Source organism: Enterococcus sp. AZ084, assembly GCF_051714905.1.
Classification (GTDB): Bacteria; Bacillota; Bacilli; order Lactobacillales; family Enterococcaceae; genus Enterococcus_B; species Enterococcus_B pernyi.
Window position 1 is genome coordinate 760,001 of record NZ_JBIOSS010000001.1, and the last position, 20,439, is coordinate 780,439.

Genomic DNA, 20,439 nt, shown 5'->3' on the forward strand with positions numbered 1-20,439 from the left:
AATATTCTTGCAACTGGCAATGAAGCATTAGACAGTCGTAAAGTCGCTTTTTTACTGGCTGTTCCCCAACAAGATGGTGGACAATGGGATATGATCGTATCATTATTCCAAAAATATGGTGTCGTACCAAAATCAGTGATGCCAGAAAGCGCGAATAGTTCAAATTCTCGTGATTTGAATAACTACTTGAATAAATTATTGCGTAAAGATGCTGTCAAATTACGTCAATTAGTGGCTGAAGGAAAAACAAATGAAGAGATCCAAGTAGAAAAAGAAAAGATGTTAGCTGGGATCTATCAATTTCTAACAACCTCTTTAGGCACTCCGCCAACTGAATTTGATTTTGAATACCGAGATGAAGAAAAAAATTACCATATCGATCAACAATTGACTCCACAAATGTTTTACGATAAATATATTGGTGTGAATTTAGATGATTATGTAAGTATCATCAATGCACCGACCGCAGACAAACCGTATGATCGCTCTTATACAGTTGAAATGTTAGGGAATGTTGTCGGAGGAAAAGAAGTCAAATACCTTAATGTCGATATGACTACTTTTAAAAATTTAGCAATCGCTCAACTGGAACAAGGAGAATCTGTGTGGTTTGGTTGTGACGTTGGTCAATCTTCTACAAGAGATAGTGGCATCATGGCAACAGATGTTTATGAGATGGATGAATTATTCGATTTAGATTTTTCTATGACGAAAGCAGAACGTTTAGATCATGGCGAAAGCTTGATGACTCACGCGATGGTCCTGACTGGTGTCGATTTAGTTGATGGGAAATCAACGAAATGGAAAGTCGAAAACAGCTGGGGAGAAAAAGTAGGAGATAAAGGGTTCTTTGTGATGAGTGATGAGTGGATGGATGAATATACGTATCAAATTGTTGTCCGCAAAGATTTATTGACGGAAGAACAACTGGCCGCATTTAATGCTGAACCAATTTTATTAGCTCCTTGGGACCCAATGGGGGCATTAGCTTAAGAACAAATCAAAATAGATGCAGAAAACTTTGTAGTTTTCTGTGTCTTTTTTTGTTTATCTCTTGATTTCAGGATTTTATAAATACCTGTGTTATACTTTAAAATGATATAGGAGTTGTTGCGGGTGTACTTGATCGATGAATGATCGATCTTGTGAAATAGCAAGGAGGAGTGAAAATGGATATCCAAGAAGTGTTAACAGAGATTCGTTTAAGTGGTAAGGTGATACCGATTACTGGGGGAGATGTGAATCAAAACTATCGAATTGAAGAACAGCAAAAATCCTATTTTCTAAAAATCCATCCTCATGTGACCAAACGCTTTTTTGAAGCAGAAGTGGATGGTCTGAAAGAACTTGCACCACATGTACGTGTACCTGAAACTTATATGTTAGGCGAAACAAATGAAGGTGCCTATCTATTGATGGAATGGATCGAACCAGGGAAAGGTGATCCTCGAGAACTGGCAAAAGACCTAGTAAAGATCCATCGTTCGACTGCTCCCCAGTTTGGTTTTCGCAAGGACAATTATCTAGGCAGTTTACCACAGCTCAATACATTTGAAGAAGATTGGTGGACCTTCTTTTTCAAAAATCGCTTGGAGGCTCAAATCGACATTGCGGAGAAAAACAATCGATGGAATGAAACACGTGAAAAAGAGTATCAGCGGTTAAAAAAAGAACTACTAAATCGTGACGATCATCGAAAGATTGCGCCTAGCCTCTTGCATGGAGATTTGTGGAGTGGTAATGTTTTCTATGATAAACAAGGAAGACCAGTGTTTATCGATCCAGCAGTTTCTTATGGGAATCGTGAACAAGATATTGCGATGAGTCAGTTGTTCGGTGGCTTTCGTCCTGAATTCCTGGAAGCTTACCAAGAAAGCTGGCCATTGGAAGAGGGCTGGGAGAGTCGTTTACCACTTTATCAACTCTATTACTTGTTGGCGCATCTCAATATGTTTGGAGAGAGTTATGGGACACAGGTCGATCATATATTAATGAAGAAGTAATTGGAGGTTTTCTTTTGGCACAAAAATATACAAAAAAACATGAAGTATCTTATTATGAATGTGATATCAATAAAACAATGACTTTTCCGTCCATGCTAGGTGTGGTCATCAAGACTTCGGAAGAACAAAGTGATCATTTGGGCCGAGGAACCGACTTTGTCAGTAGCTTTGGCTTAACTTGGGTAATCACGAACTATTCGATGAAAATCAATCGCTTGCCTCATGTTGGTGAAAAAATCGCTATTACTACACAAGCGATGCAGTATAATAAATTCTTTTGCTATCGTAATTTTTGGATCCACGATGAAGAAGGAAATGAATTAGTTGAAATCGAATCTGTATTTGTTTTGATGGATCTAGTGAACCGTAAGATGAGTAGCGTGAACGAAGAAATCATTGCACCTTTTGAAAGCGAAAAAATCAAGAAAATCAAACGACAAGAAAAAATCGAGCCAATCGAATCTGGCTTGATGTTGCCATATCGTGTTCGATTTTATGATATTGACAGCAATCAACATGTGAACAATGCGATGTATTTCAACTGGATCATTGATGTGTTAGGTTATGATTTTCTGACAACACATACACCTAAACATGTGTTGATCCGCTTTGATAAAGAGGTTGAATATGGCAATGAGATCGAGAGTCATTATGAACAAACAGTTTCTGGAACAGAGGTAAAAACGAGACATGAGATCAGAATGCAAGAGCAACTTTATTGTGCAGCGAATATCTTATGGGAGAAAAATGAGGAAACAAAATAAATCGAGTGAGACAAGATTGTGACATGTTTTGCTTTGATAAATAAGCGCGAAAAACCGAAAATTGTTCTTTCAATTTTTGGGTTTTTCGCGCTTATTTTTGAAGGAGTTACATTCGGAACTCCGTTTATCGAGGATGTGGTTGAAGCGTGTATTCAGTTTTCGACATGATAAGACGCCCCATCTTACTCGCTTTTTTATTGTGTCATAAATTTGATCAGATTTTCTTCAGATAAGCCACCGTTGATGGCAATCAAAAGTTTTAGTCTAGCTTTTTGACTATTGATACTATTACAAAAAATAACGCCCATATTTGCGAGTTCTTTTCCGCCACCTTCATAATCATAAACGGGTTCAGCGATTCCGTTGAAGCAACGAGAAACCAAGACTACTGGTATTTTTTGGATCAAGAGTTTCTTTAATGCTGTTAATGCTTGCGGAGGGAGGTTCCCAGCGCCTAAAGCTTCAATGACCAGACCGTCGACTTTCGAATGGGCAAGTGCTTCTAATAAATCACCTTGCATACCCGCATAGGCTTTGACGATCGGGATCGTACCTTTGACTGAAGTGATATCTAGTCTTTGCGTTTCAAGTAATTCTTGCATAAACAATATACGATTTTTAGTGATCAAACCGATTGGCCCTAATGTAGGGGTACGAAAAGTAGCGACATTAGTTGTATGGGTTTTAGTGACATAACGTGCTGAGTGGATCTCATCGTTCATCACGACCAAAACGCCTTTGTCTTTTGCTTCATCACAACTTGCTACACGAATGGCACTTTCAAAATTATATAGACCATCGCTACCTAGCTCATTACTTGAACGCATCGCTCCTGTCAAGACGATCGGTAACTTATCGCCAATCGTTGAGTCTAGAAAAAAGGCTGTTTCTTCCAACGTATCTGTCCCATGAGTGATCACGACCCCTTGGATGTCAGAAAGAACGGCTTGGTTGATTCTTTCTTTAAGTTGTAACATATGTTTAGGCATGATGTGTGGGGAAGGAAGATTAAAGATATCTTCCATGATCAAATCAACATTTTCTGGAATCGTTACTTCTGCATCTAATAGTGGGTTCGCCACATCTGGACTTACGCCACCTGTTAAAGAATTTTCTTTCATGGCGATCGTACCGCCTGTGTGTAAGATAAGAATTTTTTTCATTTTCAGAACTTCCTCACGAATAATTTTGCATAGGGTTTCTAGCTTATTGTATACTATATAAAAGAGTTTTGCTATGAATGAATCAAACGGAATAACTTGAACAAAAAGATAAAATGAATTTAAACGAATGGAAGTGATTCGCCGTGATCAAAGTTGGCTTGACTTCATTTAAAGAACATGACAAATTAACAGGAAAAAAGAATAATACTCTTTACGATTATGCGAGTGTCCTTTCATTAGTCGAATTAGATACCGCCTACTATGGCATCCCCAGAAAATCATCTGTGGAAAAGTGGGTGAATGAGGTGCCGGCAGCTTTTCGTTTTGTGATAAAAGCCTATCAAGGAATCAGTGGTCAAGGTGACTGGCAGAAGTATTATCAATCCGAAGAAGAGATGATTGAACGCTTTTTAGATGTGATGGCACCAATGAGCGAGTCAGGAAAACTCTTTTGTTTTTTAGTTCAATTCCCTGCTTCATTTAAATGCACCAAAGAAAATGTTGCCTATTTAAGAAAACTAAGAAAATGGTTCAATGGCTATCCGGTAGCTATTGAGTTACGTGATTATTCTTGGTATAGCGATCAATTTCTATCACGCACGAGACAGTTTATGACTCGCGCAATGTTTTCCTTAGCAATCATCGATGAACCACAATTACTGAACACGACGATCCCATTTGATCCTTACGTGACAAATTCGGATTTTACCCTTTTCCGGTTTCATGGAAGAAATGAGCAAGGTTGGCAAGCAAATGATCAGGATTGGCGAAAAAAAAGAACGTTGTATCGGTATTCTGAAGAAGAGTTACAGGAATTAGCAGCAGCCATCAAAAAAGTAGAAGGGTCAACGAAACATATTGGGGTGATCTTCAATAATAACTCTGGTGGAGATGCGGCTGAAAATGCTTTGGCATTACAAAAAATCTTAGGGATCGAACCAGATGAGCTAAATCCAAAACAAATCGATTTGTTTTGAAGACCTGGCTGTTGTAACCACTCTATATAAAAAGTAGCAAGCACGCCTTACCAATAAGAAATGAAACTGTTCAACTAGAAATTTTTACTAAATAATAATCGGAAGAGGTGATGGAACGACATGATCAAAGCAGTTTTTTTTGATATCGATGGCACATTAGTCAACAACCAAGCAAAAGCGTTGGCTTCAACTAAAGATGCGATTGATCAACTACAAAAAAAGGGCATATTATGCGGTGTTGCCACTGGGCGCAGCCCTGTAAGAATCAAAGAAGTGATCGATGAACTTGAACTAGATATGTTCGTCGTCTACAATGGTCAATTAGTCTTTGACCGTGATCAAACGATCGTCGACCATCCTTTTGATAAAACAGTATTAGCGGATATCGTCCACTTTTCGGATGCCCATCACCGACAAATCATTTTTGGTGGGCGAGATCAATTAGATGGTTCAACGACGATGATGTTAGGTCAATCGATCATCATCAAAAAAATAGTCAACCACTTACCAAAAAAATTCCCTGTACGTCTATTGAAAAAAATCTTACAAGTGTTCAGTCCTCACCGACAACGAAAACGGTATGAAACATTAGCGATCTTGAATGAGCCGATTTATCAATGCATTTTATTAAGCCAAACATCTGAGCAAGAAAAACTTATCCAACGATTCCCTGAATGTTCGTTCCAACGCTCAAATCCTTATACGGTCGATATTATTCCTAAAGGGGGGTCCAAATTGTTAGGAATCCAACAATTTGCGACAAGTAAAGGAATTGCATTGTCCGAAATCATGGCGTTTGGCGATCATTACAATGATGTTGAAATGCTAAAAGGAGTAGGAATCGGTGTTGCAATGGGCAATGCGCCAACTGGTGTGAAGCAGCAAGCGGATTTTGTCACGGCATCAAATGAAGCGGATGGTATTTATAGAGGATTGAAGCATTTTGGGGTAGTCGATTGAATATGTGTCAGTTAGGAGGAATACATTCAATATGGAACCAGAAACACCTTATCAAAAAGTAGAACAATTCCATCGGACGTTCGATCCAAGAATACCAGAGAGACCCACTGCGTTTACAAAAAAACATGCAGATGACCGAGCGGGTTTTAAAATCGAAGAATTAGTTGAATTTGTGGCGGCAGCCAGTGACGGTGATGCTGAAAAATTGCATGATTCCGTCCAATACTTGCATCACGCACTTGATCAAGCAGAAAAAAAGATTCTCACAAAACAAAATTGGGGAGAGGAAAGTCTCGTCGAGCAAGTGGATGCGCTGACTGATTTGCTTTATTTTACGTATGGCTCTTTTTCTTTGCTGGGCGTTGATCCTACGAGGATTTTTGATATTGTCCATCAAGCGAATATGGGAAAACTGTTTCCAGATGGAAAACCTCACTACGATCCTGTTACAAACAAAGTATTGAAGCCAGACAATTGGCAAAAGGATTATGCACCTGAAGAAAGGATCGCAAAGGAAATCAAGGAACAAATGAAGAAGGCAGAGCGACTAAAGTTTGCCGAAGAAAATGCTTCAACGAGTCTTTGATAAGGTCTTCTCATTTTAGTTGGTAGAAAGATAGCAAAAAAGATTTTTTATGTAGGTAGTGTATGACTGAACATAGTATGTTATAATATAAAATAGATGTCTTTTTGCACGAAAGACGTATTTACAATGTTATGCAAATCAGATTCGTCTGATCATAAACAAATAGAGACAGTAGATGCATATTGAAAACGGAGGAACCTTAAATGGGAAATAATGTTATCATCGGGATCGTCATTGCAATCATTATAGTCGCCATTCTGGCTTTTTTGGTTAGTTACGTAATGAAGAAAAAAAACCAAGATCGATTGGACGTCTTAGAAAAACGCAAGGAAGAATTATTCGACTTGCCTGTGATTGAAGAAGTTGACGATGTCAAAAAAATGCATCTAGTGGGGCAAAGCCAAAATACCTTTCGTGAATGGAGTCAAAAATGGAATGACATCTCTACCTCATCATTTGCCGAGTTAGAAAGTCAGATCTTTGAAGTTGAAAATCTCAACGAGAGCTTTAGATTCCTAAAAGGGAAAAAAGCAGTAGAAGAAGCCGAAGCAACCATGAACCAAATGGAAAAAGAAGTTGCGGAGATTCGTGACGGCTTAAAAGAATTGCGTGAAACAGAAGAACGTAATTCCTTAGCTGTTCAACAAGCTTTAGACGTTTATGAGGAACTAAAAGCAACGATCCGAGAAGAAGAACAGCAATACGGTCCAGCTTTACCTGAGTTACAAAAGCAAGTGAAAACGATTGAAAATGAGTTTACACAATTTGTTACGTTAAATACTTCAGGTGATCCAGTTGAAGCTCGTGAAGTGCTGGATAAAGCGGAAAAACACACGTATGAAGTGGATGCGTTAATGAAAAAAATCCCGCCATTATTTGAAGATTTGAATACGACTTTCCCGGCGCAAGTGGAAGAGATCCAAGAGACCTATGACCGCTTAATCAAAGAGGAGTATGTTTTTCCAGAAGAAAACCTGTCTGGCGATATCGAAACGATCAATCGTCGAATCGAACGTTCGTTGATCAATATTGAGAAAACGGAAGTTGAAACTGTTGAATTTGAAAATCGTGAAACGGCTAATCTGATCGATGCATTATACGATATTTTAGAACGTGAGATGGAAGCACAAGTATTTGTGACTAAAAATCAAGCAACGATCGAACAATATATCAAACATGCGACGAAAAACAATCGTCAATTGTTGATCGAATTAGATCATACCGCTCAAAGTTATACATTGAACCATAACGAAATCGGGCGTGTACGTGGTTTCCAAACAGAAGTGGAAGAAATCGAACGTCAAAACGAACAAATCAAACCACAGTTACAACAACATGAAGTGCCTTACTCAGAAGTAAGAACGTTCTATAAGAAAGTCTTCAAAGTATTAGAAGATATTGAAAACCAACAGGTTGAAATCAGCGATTCTTTACACGAACTAAGAAAAGGTGAAAAAGAAGCGCAAGAAAAAATCGACACATTCGAATTTAAATTGCGCAGTCTTAAACGGTTTGTTGAAAAACAACGTTTACCAGGTTTGCCAAATGATTATCTAGAGTTTTTCTTTGTGGCAACAGAACGTATCGAAGAATTGAGTACTGTGTTGAATAAAATCAGAGTCAACATGGATGAGGTCGAACGTCTTGTAGCATTATGTGAAGAAGATCTAGAGTTACTCGATAAGAAAACCCACGATCTAGTGGATGCAGCAGCATTAACCGAGCAAATGTTGCAATATGCGAACCGTTACCGTCACACACATGAAGAAGTGAAGGAAGCCATTGAAAAGAGTTATTACTTATTCAATAAAGAATATCACTATCAAGAGGCTTTGGATGAGATCGGCACAGCATTAGAGCGCACAGAACCAGGTGCATTCAAACGAATCGAAGATTTTTACTTCAATCATCCTGATTTAGTATAATCCTGCGATCAAAAAAGACAACACAGGCAAGTGCCGAGTGTTGTCTTTTTTTGGAAGTCATTGATGCGTAACTGTTGGGCAGGGAATACATTGATTCGATCGATTTTTTTATAGAGTCCAACTCGGAGAAAACGCCACTTGAAAGCACAAGGGACAACCGTTATAATAGGTAAGAATTTCAAAAAAAGAAGGTTTAAATATGATATATTTCGATAATAGTGCGACAACACCGATCTATCCGCAAAGTTTGGATGCGTATGTCAAAACAAGTCAACGGATCATCGGGAATCCATCAAGTCTACACGATTTAGGCAATCAGGCGAACCGTCTGCTACAACAAGCGAGAAAACAAATCGCTGAACTGATTGCTGTGTCTCCTGAAGAAGTGTATTTCACGTCAGGTGGAACAGAAGGAAATAACTGGGTGCTTAAAGGAACGATGCTTGAAAAACTAGGTTACGGTAACCACATGATCATATCAGGCGTTGAACATCCTGCTGTCAGTGAAACAGCTGAGCAGTTAAAAAAACTCGGTATCGAAGTGAGTATTGCTCCTGTCGATAAAAGAGGGATCGTCCGCGTAGATGAGTTGAAAAAATTAGTACGTAAAGAAACGATTTTGGTTTCCGTTATGGCAGTGAATAATGAAGTAGGTGCGATTCAACCAATCAAAGAAATCAGTAGTTTTTTAAATGATTTTCCTAAAATCCATTTCCATGTGGATGCGGTACAAGCGATTGGTAAAGTTCCTTTAGAGGAATGGTTGACTGAACGTGTGGATTTTGCCACTTTTTCTGCCCATAAATTCCACGGGCCTCGTGGTGTTGGTTTTGTTTATTGGAAAAAAGGCCGACGTTTAGCACCGCTGTTCACTGGAGGCGGACAAGAGAAAAATCAACGGAGTGGAACAGAGAATGTGCCGGGGATCGTCGCGATGGCAAAAGCGTTGCGTTTAGCTCTAGATATCAAAGCACAAAAACCAAACCAAACTGCCTATCTTAAACAAGCATTGATTGAAGCTTTACATACGTATGATAAAGTAACGATTTTTTCTGAAGGTGAAGATTACGCACCCCATATTTTGTGTTTTTCATTAAAAGGTATTCGTGGTGAGGTATTGGTCCATGCATTAGAAGAAAAACAAATATTTGTCTCTACGACAAGCGCTTGTTCTTCTAGAAAGCACATGGCAAGTAGTACGCTGCATGCGATGCAAGTACCCAATGATTTAGCTACTTCAGCGATTCGCGTCAGCTTAGATGAAAGCAATACGATGGCAGAAGTCGAACAATTCATGATCATCTTTAAACAGTTGTACAAGAAGTTTTCAGTCATCAATTAAGAAACAGAGGAGTGTTTTTGTGAAGTACAGTGAAATCATGGTTCGCTATGGTGAACTTTCAACAAAAGGAAAAAATCGTCGAAGTTTTATTATGCAGTTGGCACAAAATGTCAGACAGGCATTGAGCGATTTTCCTGAAATCAAGATCCACGCAGAGCGTGATCGGATGCATCTACTGTTGAATGGTGTAGACGGAGACTTAGTTATCCCTAAGTTAGCGAAGATATTTGGGATCCAAAACTTTTCACCTAGCGTGCGAGTAGAAAAAGAAGTACAAAGTTTAAAACAAGCGGTTCAGGAAATCATGCAAGAAATCTATACAGGAAAAGAAACATTCAAGATCATTGCAAAACGTAGTGATCATAGCTTTGAATTGGACAGCAATGAACTAAACCAAACATTAGGAAATGCAGTCATCGATGTTTTTCCGGATATCCAAGTACAAATGAGAAAGCCAGATATTGCGTTGCGTGTGGAAATCCGCCGAGATGGTGCGTATCTTTCCTATGAAACGATCAAAGGAGCTGGCGGTCTGCCTGTCGGTACAAGCGGAAAAGGTATGTTGATGCTTTCTGGAGGGATCGATTCTCCAGTTGCCGGTTATTATGCCATGAAACGTGGGGTAGAAATTGAAGCTGTCCACTTTGCTAGTCCACCTTACACGAGTGAACAAGCCTTGCAAAAAGCGAAAGACTTAACAGTGAAGCTGACACCCTATGTTGGTAAAATCGAATTTATCGAAGTACCGTTTACAGAAGTGCAAGAAGAGATCAAACGAGTGGTGCCCCAAGGCTACTGGATGACGATCACACGTCGGATGATGCTTCGTTTGACAGATGAGATCCGCCGTATTCGTCATGGACTAGTGATTTTAAATGGTGAATCATTAGGACAGGTGGCTTCCCAAACACTCCAAAGTATGGTGGCAATCAATGAGGTTACGAATACACCGATCATTCGTCCTGTAGCGACGATGGATAAATTAGAGATCATCGAAGTGGCTGAACAAATCGATACGTTTGATTTGTCCATTCAACCATTTGAAGACTGCTGCACGATTTTTGCACCGCCACAGCCTAAGACTCGTCCACGACTAGAAAAAGTGCATCAATACGAAGAACGTTTGGATATCGATGGGATGATCGAACGTGCTTTGGCAGGCTTAAAGATCGAAACGATCCACACAGAAACAGCAAAAGAACAAGTAGAAGAATTTTCTGATTTACTTTAAACGAAGGAACTTGTACTTCTTGTACGAGTCGATCATTCGAAATAAAAGATCCAGTCTCAAGAAGTAGACACGTGAAAGAGGACGAGACAATGGTTTAGCCTCGAGAAATAAGGCGCCATCCACAAAAATTGTATGTCAAATTTTGTGGGTGGTACCTTATTTTTCTTGTTTTTCATGGAGTTAAGCTTCCTCCTATTGCGAGGTTCCTTGTTCCATGCTAAACTAAAATTATGTGAAATGATTAACAAGGAGAAACGATATGCGAGAAAAATCAGAAACGTTACCCAAAGCAACAGCGAAACGGTTGCCTTTATATTTGCGCTATTTAAATATGTTGAATGATTCTGGTGTTCAACGAATCAAATCAAATGAATTTAGTGAGATCACACAAGTACCTTCTGCCACGATCCGTAGAGATTTTTCTCATTTAGGGGAATTAGGACGAAGCGGTTATGGGTACGATGTTCCCTATTTGATTGAAGTATTTGATCGAATTTTGAACACAGAAGAAGAAAAAAGAATCGCTTTAGTTGGTTTTGGGAATTTAGGAAAAGCATTGAAACACAATAATTTCAGAAGAAATGCAAATTTGAATATTGTTTGTGTATTTGACAATGATCCAGCCATCGTTGAAAAAGAAATCGAAGGTGTGATGGTTTATCCTATGGATCGTTTTAGTGAAATCGTTGAAAAAGAAGGAATCAAAGTGGCGATATCGACTGTACCAAGTAAGTATTCACAAGCAGCTATCGATGAAATCGTCAAAGGAGGCATTACTGCGATCTTGAACTTTGCGCCAGATCGTGTCAATGTTCCGCCACATGTCCATATGCAATACATCGATCTGACAACTGAGCTACAGACGTTGATCTATTTTGATGAAAATTATTCGCAAGTCTTTCCTTCCAAGTAAAAACTAAGTGGGAAGATCGCACAAAAAGGGAGTCTTTATGTGAATCGAACAGCGATTCGTTAAGAGCTTTTATTGACTTTGGCTACTAACCATTGTAAAATGAGTCAAGATGTTGATCAAGAGGAGTAACTAGTCCGACGTTTAGAGAGAGAGAACGAATGGTGGAACGTTCTTAACGAAAGCTAGTGAAGGTAGCTTGGGAGTTTTTGTCTTGAATCGAGTAGAGATGAACGAGTAGTGATCGTTAACTCACTTTGAGAGGTAATAGGCAACTATTACAAATTAGGTGGTACCGCGTAATTTATACGTCCTAAATACGAAAGTATTTAGGGCGTTTTTTTTTATTTTAAAGGAGGAAAACAGTATGACGGAAGAAAAGAATCTATCCACAAAGTACAATCCGCAAGAAGTAGAAGCGGGTCGTTATCAAAGCTGGTTAGACGAAGATTTGTTCAAACCAAGTGGTGACAAGAAAGCAAAACCTTATTCAATCGTTATCCCACCTCCCAACGTGACTGGTAAACTCCATTTAGGTCATGCTTGGGATACAACATTGCAAGATATGTTGATTCGTCAAAAAAGAATGCAAGGCTATGATACGTTATGGTTACCAGGGATGGATCATGCAGGGATCGCAACACAAGCAAAAGTAGAAGAAAAATTACGTGAGCAAGGTGTTTCTCGTTATGATCTAGGTCGCGAAAAATTTATTGATCAAGTATGGGAATGGAAAGAAGAATATGCCGGTCATATACGTGAACAATGGGCAAAAATGGGTTTATCTTTGGATTATAGCCGTGAACGCTTCACCTTAGATGATGGCTTGTCTGAAGCTGTTCGTAAAGTATTCGTTAGCCTATACGAAAAAGAGTTGATCTATCGTGGCGAATACATCATCAATTGGGACCCACAAGCACGCACAGCTCTTTCTGATATCGAAGTGATCCACAAAGAAATCGAAGGTGCCTTTTATCATATGAGCTATGAATTGGCTGATGGTTCAGGTGTGGTGGAAATCGCAACGACCCGTCCAGAAACGATGCTTGGTGATACGGCAATCGCTGTTCATCCAGAAGACGAGCGTTACCAAGCATTGATTGGTAAGAAAGTCATTTTACCACTAGTGAATAAAGAAATACCGATCATAGCAGATGAATATGTCGACATGGAATTTGGAACAGGGGTTGTAAAAATCACGCCCGCACATGACCCAAATGACTTTGAAGTCGGTAACCGTCATGACCTCCCACGAGTGAATGTCATGAATGAAGATGGCACGATGAATGAATTAGCAGGTAAGTATCAAGGAATGGACCGTTTTGCAGCACGTAAAGCGATCGTTGCGGATCTAAAAGAACTTGGTCGTCTGATCAAGATCGAAACGATGATCCACAATGTAGGCCATTCTGAGCGTACAGGAGTAGTTGTTGAACCTCGTTTATCAACACAATGGTTTGTAAAAATGGCACCTTTAGCTGAAAAGGCGATCCAAAATCAAGAAACTGATGATGCAGTTGAGTTTTTCCCACCACGTTTCAACCAAACCTTCTTACGCTGGATGGAGAATGTTCATGACTGGGTAATCTCACGTCAACTATGGTGGGGACATCAGATCCCTGCGTGGTATCATAAGGAAACTGGTGAAATGTACGTGGGCATGGAAGCACCAGCAGACAGTGAAAACTGGTTACAAGATCCCGATGTGTTGGATACTTGGTTCAGTTCAGCGCTTTGGCCTTTTTCAACAATGGGCTGGCCTGACGAAGACAATGAAGATTACCAACGTTACTTCCCAACAAGTACATTAGTAACAGGCTATGATATCATCTTTTTCTGGGTAAGCCGAATGATTTTCCAAAGCTTGGAATTTACAGAACGTCGTCCATTTGAGAATGTACTAATTCATGGATTGATTCGTGATGAACAAGGACGCAAGATGAGTAAATCTCTTGGAAATGGGATCGACCCAATGGAAGTCATTGAAAAATACGGTGCTGATGCGTTACGCTGGTTCTTATCTAATGGTTCAGCACCAGGACAAGACGTACGTTTTAGTTACGAAAAAATGGATGCTTCTTGGAACTTCATCAATAAAATCTGGAACGCTTCTCGTTTCGTTATCATGAATGTTGAAGGGATGACCGTAGAAGATATTGATCTTTCAGGGGAGAAAACTGTAGCCGATCGTTGGATTTTGACACGTTTGAATGAAACAATCGCTAAAGTGACTGACTTATTTGAACAATTTGAATTTGGTGAGGCTGGTCGCCAATTGTATAACTTTATCTGGGATGATTTCTGTGACTGGTACATCGAGATGAGTAAAGAAACACTTTACGGTGAGGACGAAGTAGCGAAACAAACGAACCGTAGTATTCTTGTCCATACGTTGGATCAGATCTTACGCTTATTGCATCCGATCATGCCATTTGTTACAGAAGAAATCTGGCAACACATCCCTCATAAAGGAACATCTTTAGTAGTGGCTGATTATCCAGTCGTGCAACCGGAATACGATGATGAAGCTGCTTCAAAAGGGATGGAAGTACTGAAAGAATTGATTCGTTCTGTACGTAATATCCGTTCTGAAGTGAATACACCATTATCAAAACCAATCACGTTACTGATCAAAACAAATGATCCGAAGATCGATCAATTCTTAAATGAAAACACTAGCTATATCGAGCGCTTCTGTAATCCAGAAGAGTTGACGATCTCAAGTGACGTAACTGCCCCGGATCTAGCAATGTCTGCGGTCTTGACTGGCGCGGAAATCTTCTTACCTTTAGCAGGGCTGATCAACATTGAAGAAGAAATCCAACGTCTAGAAAAAGAACTAGCAAAATGGACAGGCGAAGTAAAACGTGTACAAGGAAAATTAAGTAATGAGCGTTTTGTATCGAATGCACCGGATGATGTAGTTGAAGCAGAGCGTGCAAAAGAAAAAGATTATTTAGAAAAACAAGCAGCTGTCAATGAACGTATTGCGCAATTAAAATCAATCAAGTAAGACGAAAGAGAGAGGTGACGGAAGTTGCCTCTCTTTTTTAAGTAAAAAGAGCTCTTCTGGATTTCATTGTTTCCTACGTAAGCTTTTTTGTTATAATGAAGAGGAATGGGGGGATAGTAACGTGAAAATCGAAGAAGCAATCAATTGGATCCATAGCCGATTACCATTTGGCTCACGTCCTGGATTAGACAGAGTAGAGGCCTTATTAGAGGTAGTCGGACACCCAGAAGAAAAAGTCAAAACGATCCATATTGCAGGGACGAATGGCAAAGGTTCTACAGTGACTTATTTAAGATATTTATTAGAAGAAGCCGGCTTGACAGTCGGGACATTTACATCCCCATATATCGAATCCTTCAATGAGCGCATTTCGATCAATGGACAAGGCATTCCTGATGAATCATTGATTCGATTCGTAAAGAAATATCAACCGCTAGTTGAGCAAATGGATCAATTTGAAGCAGTAGCTGGCATTACCGAATTTGAAACGTTGACTGCTATGGCATTTGATTATTTCTTGGAAGAACAAGTGGACGTCGCGATCATTGAAGTGGGATTGGGTGGTTTACTCGACTCAACAAACGTAGCGAAACCTTTGTTAACGGGCATCACAACGATCGGTATGGATCATACAGATATTTTGGGCGACACGATCGAAGAAATCGCTGCTCAAAAAGCAGGGATCATCAAGCAAAATGTGCCACTAGTCACTGGGAAGATCGTACCAGAAGCGATGGCAGTGATCGAAAAGCAAGCAAAATTAAAAAATGCGCCACATCACGCATGTGGAGAGGATTATACGGTTACCTACAAACATCCGGCAGAAGAATGGGGCGAAATTTTTTCATTCCAAAATGAATTTGGTAAAATCCCTAAGTTGACGATCCATATGATTGGGAAACATCAAGTTGAAAATGCTGGTATGGCGATTGAAATGTATCAAATCTATTGTGGAATGATGAATCTCCCATTCCGCGAAAAAGACGTGATGAATGGCTTGAAAAAGGCGCAATGGCCTGGACGAATGGAACGATTAAGTGAAGAACCATTAGTGATTTTAGATGGGGCACATAATACGCATGCCATGGCACGTTTAGTCCAAAATCTAAAAGAAGAATTCAAAGGGTATCATATCCATCTTTTGTTCTCTGCTTTACGAACAAAAGAGGTTGATAAAATGTTACACCAATTACAAGAAGTACCAGATGCAACAATCTACGTCACTACTTTTGATTATCCTAAAGCCATTGAGCTGTCGGATATCCAAGCAACGACTGATGAGAAAGTTACGATTGTTTCAATGTGGCAATTTGGGCTTGCAGAGATCTTGGAGAAGATGACGGCTGAGGATGTTCTTGTAGTGACAGGTTCACTCTATTTTATTTCGGAAGTGCGACGTTTGCTTGTACAGTTGGGAGGAAAAAATGAAAGTTAATGCAGTGATTTTTGATATGGATGGCTTATTATTTGATACAGAGATCGTTTATTATGAGGCATCACAAACAGTAGCCGATCGGATGGGGTTTCCCTATGACAAAGATCTTTACTTGCGATTTTTAGGCGTTTCTGATGAAGAAGTTTGGGCGAACTACCATACTATTTTTGCAAACTTTGGTCGAGAAACTGTCCAAAAATTTATCGACGATTCCTATCAAGAAACGCTTGATCGTTTTGCTTTAGGTCAAGTTGAATTAAAACCAGGTGTTTTAGAATTCTTGAACTTTTTGGAAGAAAAAGATATCCCAAAAGTAGTCGCATCAAGTAATCAGCGACAGGTCATTGAACTGTTGCTAGAAAAAAATAATCTACGTCATCGTTTTGATACGATCGTCTCAGCTGAAAATGTCAAACGTGCAAAACCAGATCCAGAAATCTTTTTACATGCCCAGGCGTTTTTAGGTACTGAAAAAGCGGAGACATTGATATTAGAAGATTCACAAAATGGGGTACTAGCAGCGTATGGTGCAGGAATCCCAGTAATCATGGTGCCAGATTTACTAGCGCCTTCTGATGAATTAGCCGCTAAGACAACAGCGATTGTTTCTTCACTTCATGAAGTTCCGGCATTGATCAAATAAAAATAAAATAAATATCCTCCTTTTTCGTATCTTATTTTGAGCGCACGGGAAAGGAGGTTTTTTATGGAAAAAAATTTGCTTCAAACAGTACCCGCCACGTCTCTACCAAGGGAGAGGATGGAGACTTATGGAGAGGATGCGTTATCAGATCAAGAGCTTTTAGCCATTTTGCTTCGGACTGGTCAGCATCCATATAACGTATTAGAAGTTGCGGGTACGTTATTGAAGAAATTTGGTGGTTTAGCGCTCTTGAGACAAGCAACACTAGCAGAATTAGAAGCGGTTCGTGGGATTGGTCGGGTCAAAGCCTTAGAGATCAAAGCATTGATCGAGCTTGGTCGACGGATACAAGTCGATCAGTTGCGTCAAACAACGACTGTCCATGCGAGTTATGAATTGGCAAAAGAATTGATCCTAGAACTAAAAGATCAAAAACAAGAACATTTAGTTTGCATCTATCTTGATACAAAAAATCAAATCTTACTAAAGAAAACCTTGTTCATCGGGTCATTGGATCAGACGATCGCGCATCCTCGTGAAGTGTTCCATTACGCAGTCCGCTATTCGGCAGCACGGCTGGTACTTGCTCACAATCATCCCAGCGGCAACGTTCTTCCATCCAAGCAAGACATGCGATTGACACGACGCATTCAGGAATGTGGAGAGATGATGGGGATCGAAGTTCTTGACCATCTGATTATTGGCAGCAAACAATACTTTAGTTTGCGTGAAGAAGGATTAATGGAAAAAGAATGATGTAGCTTTCTTGCAAAAAAAAACAACCAAGTGTACAATTATAATGTAATTTTGTTTGGGAATAGAAGTTGAAACATCTGTTGCACCTCTATCGTACACGAGCAATGTTACAATCAAATAAGTGCTTTGGCACGAGGAGGGTATTATTAATGGAAAACGGAACAGTTAAATGGTTCAACGCTGAAAAAGGATTTGGTTTTATCTCACGTGAAGATGGAAGCGACGTATTCGTACATTTTTCAGCAATCCAAGGTGACGGATTCAAAACATTAGAAGAAGGTCAAGCAGTTACTTTTGACGTAGAAGATTCAGATCGTGGCCCACAAGCTACAAACGTTGAAAAAGCGTAATCTATACGAAAATATACTGTTATGAGGCTTGCTTCGTCATGGAGCGAACCAAATAATTGATGACAGAGGTTGAAACCAACGTGTTTCCCTCGAAAAATAAGATGAGACCCACAAAAATTGTTCTTTCACATTTTTGTGGGTCTCGCTTTTTTTTCTATAAAAATCTGGGAGTAGGACATTAGTTCTCACCACCTAAAACCGAATAAACGGCGGGAACAGAAGAACCGCTTCGATAAACAAGGCGCCAGCTACAAAAATTTGAAGAACAAATTTCGTGGCTGGCGCCTTGTTTATCGAGGTTGAACACTTATGTCGCAACCTCGGTTTTAAGTTAGTTTTGATCCGGTGTCATCACCATAGGGATGATCATTGGATGTCTTTCTGTACGATCGAACAAGTAAGGTTGTAATGCACCGACCATCGCTTCTTTTAATTTATGCTCCGAACAGTCGGGGGCATTTAGCACATCACGCAATGCGTGGAACAAAATACGTTGTGCTTCATTGATCATATCCCCTGATTCACGCATATAGACGAAGCCACGAGAAAGGATATCTGGTCCAGCTAGAATCTCTTTTTTCTTGATATCGACAGTTGTCACTGCAAGAACGAGTCCTTCTTCTGAAAGTAAATGACGATCTCGTAAAACAACATTACCGATATCACCGATTCCACTGCCATCGATATACACATCGCCAGCGACGAATTTTCCAGCTAAACGAGCAGAATCACTTGTCAATGCTAATACATCACCGTTTTCCATGATAAAACAATTCTCAGCTGGTACACCTGTGTCTTGTGCAAGAGAGGCATGGATCTTCAACATCCGAAACTCACCATGCACCGGTACAAAATATTTTGGCTTCATCAAACGAAGCATCAATTTTTGTTCTTCTTGACCACCATGACCAGATGTGTGGATATTATTGATTTTTCCATGAATTACTTCAGCACCAGCTTCAGACAATAAGTTGATCAAGTGGTTCACACTTGTTGTATTACCTGGGATCGGTGAGCTAGAAAAAATCACCGTATCATCTGGTTGGATTTGGATTTGACGATGGGTACCATTCGCAATGCGGCTCAATGCAGCCATTGGTTCACCTTGCGAACCTGTACATAGGATCATTGTTTCATTTGCAGGCAAACGATTGATTTCATGCGCATCGACAAAGGTACCGTCAGGCACTTTGATGTAGCCGAGACGTTGTCCGTTGACGATCGCATTTTCCATACTACGCCCGAAAACAGCAATTTTTCTACCCGTTGCTACAGCGGCTTCCGCTGCTTGTTGTAGACGGAAGATATTGGAAGCAAAGCTAGCAAAAATGATCCGACCTTCGATTTTCTCAAATATTTTCAAAATAGAAAGGCCAATCGTTTTTTCTGATTTCGTAAACGTTGGAATCTCTGCATTGGTACTATCTGAAAGGAGGCAAAGAACGCCTTCTTCTCCGATACGAGCCATTTTATGCAAATTTGCTGGTTCTCCTACAGGTGTAAAATCGAATTTGAAATCTCCAGTAGCCACGATGTTACCAGAAGGTGTTTTGACAACCACACCTAAAGCATCCGGAATACTATGGGTCGTTCGGAAAAAGCTGACGGATGTTTTTCTGAAACGGATCACAGTGTCTTCATTGATTTCATTTAGCACAGCGTCACGAAGTAAGCCATGTTCGTCCAGTTTATTTGTGATCAAAGCTAAAGCTAGAGGGCCAGCGTAGATCGGGATATTTGCTTGCTTTAATAAATAAGGTATCCCACCAATATGGTCTTCGTGTCCATGAGTGATTACTAATGCTTTGATTTTGTGTATGTTTTGTACGATATAGTTGTAATCAGGAATGACGTAGTCAATGCCAAGCAGTTCATCTTCTGGAAACTTGATTCCAGCGTCGATGATAATGATTTCATCTTGGAATTGTACCCCATACGTATTTTTCCCGATTTCACCTAATCCACCAATCGCAAAGACGCCTGTCTCATTATTTTTGATGGAAAGTTTCATCTTAAAACTCCACTAATGTGAATGCTGGGTTTTCTTTTTCGTATTCTAGATGGTTACCTTCTAGAAGTTGTACGAATTCGATATTGTATGGGGTATTTTCTTCCACTCGTTGGCGTGCTTCAACATCGCTGTTTGCTTCGATGTATAGCGATTGTGTTTCTTCACGTTTTGGGTTACGGATTTTTGACTCTTGATAATAAACTTTGTAAATCATGGTTTATGTCTCCTTTATCTGCTTAAAGCAGTAATTTAGCGTATTTTTTGGACAACACAAAACGAGGGGACAAGCCACCTGTGTTTTTTTATACTTTAAGAAAAATACTTGATTCTCCTTAAAGAGACAAGCCTCGCATTTGCTTATCCAATTGGA

18 protein-coding genes and 1 other annotated feature (1 of these 19 running past the window's edge) are annotated in these 20,439 nt (G+C 39.7%); of the genes, 15 read left to right on the forward strand and 3 right to left on the reverse strand.

The window, feature by feature from the left end:
- The 3 genes from IGI79_RS03590 to IGI79_RS03600 form a co-directional block, all read left to right on the forward strand.
- On the forward strand, window positions 1-993 hold the 3' portion of the coding sequence (locus tag IGI79_RS03590) for an aminopeptidase C (RefSeq protein ID WP_023519252.1). The gene continues 336 nt to the left of window position 1, outside the view; only the last 993 of its 1,329 coding nucleotides appear in the window; the start codon falls outside the window, past its left edge; the stop codon is at window positions 991-993.
- A gap of 176 nt (window positions 994-1,169) precedes the next feature.
- Entirely contained in the window at window positions 1,170-2,003 is an 834-nt protein-coding gene (locus tag IGI79_RS03595; protein ID WP_195273362.1) for a fructosamine kinase family protein, read from the forward strand.
- A 14-nt stretch (window positions 2,004-2,017) separates the two neighbouring features.
- Window positions 2,018-2,767, forward strand: coding sequence for an acyl-ACP thioesterase domain-containing protein (locus IGI79_RS03600; protein ID WP_104872724.1), 750 nt, complete (start codon window positions 2,018-2,020; stop codon window positions 2,765-2,767).
- A 194-nt stretch (window positions 2,768-2,961) separates the two neighbouring features.
- Here the strand turns inward: IGI79_RS03600 and IGI79_RS03605 are convergent, their stop codons facing one another.
- Window positions 2,962-3,930, reverse strand: coding sequence for an asparaginase (locus tag IGI79_RS03605; RefSeq protein ID WP_104872725.1), 969 nt, complete (start codon window positions 3,928-3,930; stop codon window positions 2,962-2,964).
- Window positions 3,931-4,073: 143 nt separating this feature from the next.
- Here IGI79_RS03605 and IGI79_RS03610 point away from each other — a divergent pair, with 143 nt between their 5' ends.
- The 12 genes from IGI79_RS03610 to IGI79_RS03665 all read left to right on the forward strand — a co-directional run bounded on the left by IGI79_RS03610 (window position 4,074) and on the right by IGI79_RS03665 (window position 18,058).
- A complete protein-coding gene (locus IGI79_RS03610; protein WP_195273363.1) occupies window positions 4,074-4,907 on the forward strand; it encodes a DUF72 domain-containing protein in 834 nt (277 codons plus the stop codon).
- A gap of 120 nt (window positions 4,908-5,027) precedes the next feature.
- Window positions 5,028-5,867, forward strand: coding sequence for a Cof-type HAD-IIB family hydrolase (locus IGI79_RS03615; protein ID WP_195273364.1), 840 nt, complete (start codon window positions 5,028-5,030; stop codon window positions 5,865-5,867).
- A 31-nt stretch (window positions 5,868-5,898) separates the two neighbouring features.
- On the forward strand, window positions 5,899-6,453 hold the full coding sequence (locus IGI79_RS03620) for an HAD family hydrolase (protein ID WP_195273365.1): 555 nt from the start codon (window positions 5,899-5,901) through the stop codon (window positions 6,451-6,453).
- Between the two features lie 203 nt (window positions 6,454-6,656).
- Window positions 6,657-8,378 (forward strand): septation ring formation regulator EzrA, encoded by a 1,722-nt coding sequence (locus IGI79_RS03625; RefSeq protein WP_019723567.1) that lies wholly within the window; start codon window positions 6,657-6,659, stop codon window positions 8,376-8,378.
- A gap of 199 nt (window positions 8,379-8,577) precedes the next feature.
- On the forward strand, window positions 8,578-9,720 hold the full coding sequence (locus IGI79_RS03630) for a cysteine desulfurase family protein (RefSeq protein WP_019723566.1): 1,143 nt from the start codon (window positions 8,578-8,580) through the stop codon (window positions 9,718-9,720).
- Between the two features lie 19 nt (window positions 9,721-9,739).
- Window positions 9,740-10,951: a tRNA uracil 4-sulfurtransferase ThiI gene (thiI, locus tag IGI79_RS03635; protein ID WP_065095655.1), complete on the forward strand. Its 1,212-nt coding sequence runs from the start codon at window positions 9,740-9,742 to the stop codon at window positions 10,949-10,951.
- Window positions 10,952-11,210: 259 nt separating this feature from the next.
- Window positions 11,211-11,864, forward strand: coding sequence for a redox-sensing transcriptional repressor Rex (locus tag IGI79_RS03640; protein ID WP_195273366.1), 654 nt, complete (start codon window positions 11,211-11,213; stop codon window positions 11,862-11,864).
- Between the two features lie 103 nt (window positions 11,865-11,967).
- Window positions 11,968-12,180, forward strand: a binding site (T-box leader).
- A 48-nt stretch (window positions 12,181-12,228) separates the two neighbouring features.
- Complete coding sequence (locus IGI79_RS03645) at window positions 12,229-14,874, forward strand: valine--tRNA ligase (RefSeq protein ID WP_108145661.1); 2,646 nt, start codon at window positions 12,229-12,231, stop codon at window positions 14,872-14,874.
- Window positions 14,875-14,995: 121 nt separating this feature from the next.
- Complete coding sequence (locus IGI79_RS03650; RefSeq protein ID WP_195273367.1) at window positions 14,996-16,309, forward strand: bifunctional folylpolyglutamate synthase/dihydrofolate synthase; 1,314 nt, start codon at window positions 14,996-14,998, stop codon at window positions 16,307-16,309.
- On the forward strand, window positions 16,299-16,952 hold the full coding sequence (locus IGI79_RS03655) for an HAD family hydrolase (RefSeq protein WP_019722966.1): 654 nt from the start codon (window positions 16,299-16,301) through the stop codon (window positions 16,950-16,952). Before IGI79_RS03650 ends, IGI79_RS03655 begins: the two co-directional genes overlap by 11 nt.
- A 63-nt stretch (window positions 16,953-17,015) precedes the next feature.
- On the forward strand, window positions 17,016-17,708 hold the full coding sequence (gene radC / locus IGI79_RS03660; RefSeq protein WP_010736077.1) for a RadC family protein: 693 nt from the start codon (window positions 17,016-17,018) through the stop codon (window positions 17,706-17,708).
- A 149-nt stretch (window positions 17,709-17,857) separates the two neighbouring features.
- Window positions 17,858-18,058 (forward strand): cold-shock protein, encoded by a 201-nt coding sequence (locus IGI79_RS03665; RefSeq protein ID WP_010736076.1) that lies wholly within the window; start codon window positions 17,858-17,860, stop codon window positions 18,056-18,058.
- Window positions 18,059-18,389: 331 nt separating this feature from the next.
- Here the strand turns inward: IGI79_RS03665 and rnjA are convergent, their stop codons facing one another.
- Together rnjA and IGI79_RS03675 are read right to left on the reverse strand one after the other, a co-directional pair.
- Window positions 18,390-20,069, reverse strand: coding sequence for a ribonuclease J1 (gene rnjA / locus IGI79_RS03670; protein WP_010736075.1), 1,680 nt, complete (start codon window positions 20,067-20,069; stop codon window positions 18,390-18,392).
- A 1-nt stretch (window position 20,070) separates the two neighbouring features.
- Complete coding sequence (locus IGI79_RS03675; protein ID WP_010736074.1) at window positions 20,071-20,283, reverse strand: DNA-directed RNA polymerase subunit epsilon; 213 nt, start codon at window positions 20,281-20,283, stop codon at window positions 20,071-20,073.
- Window positions 20,284-20,439 lie beyond the last annotated feature (156 nt).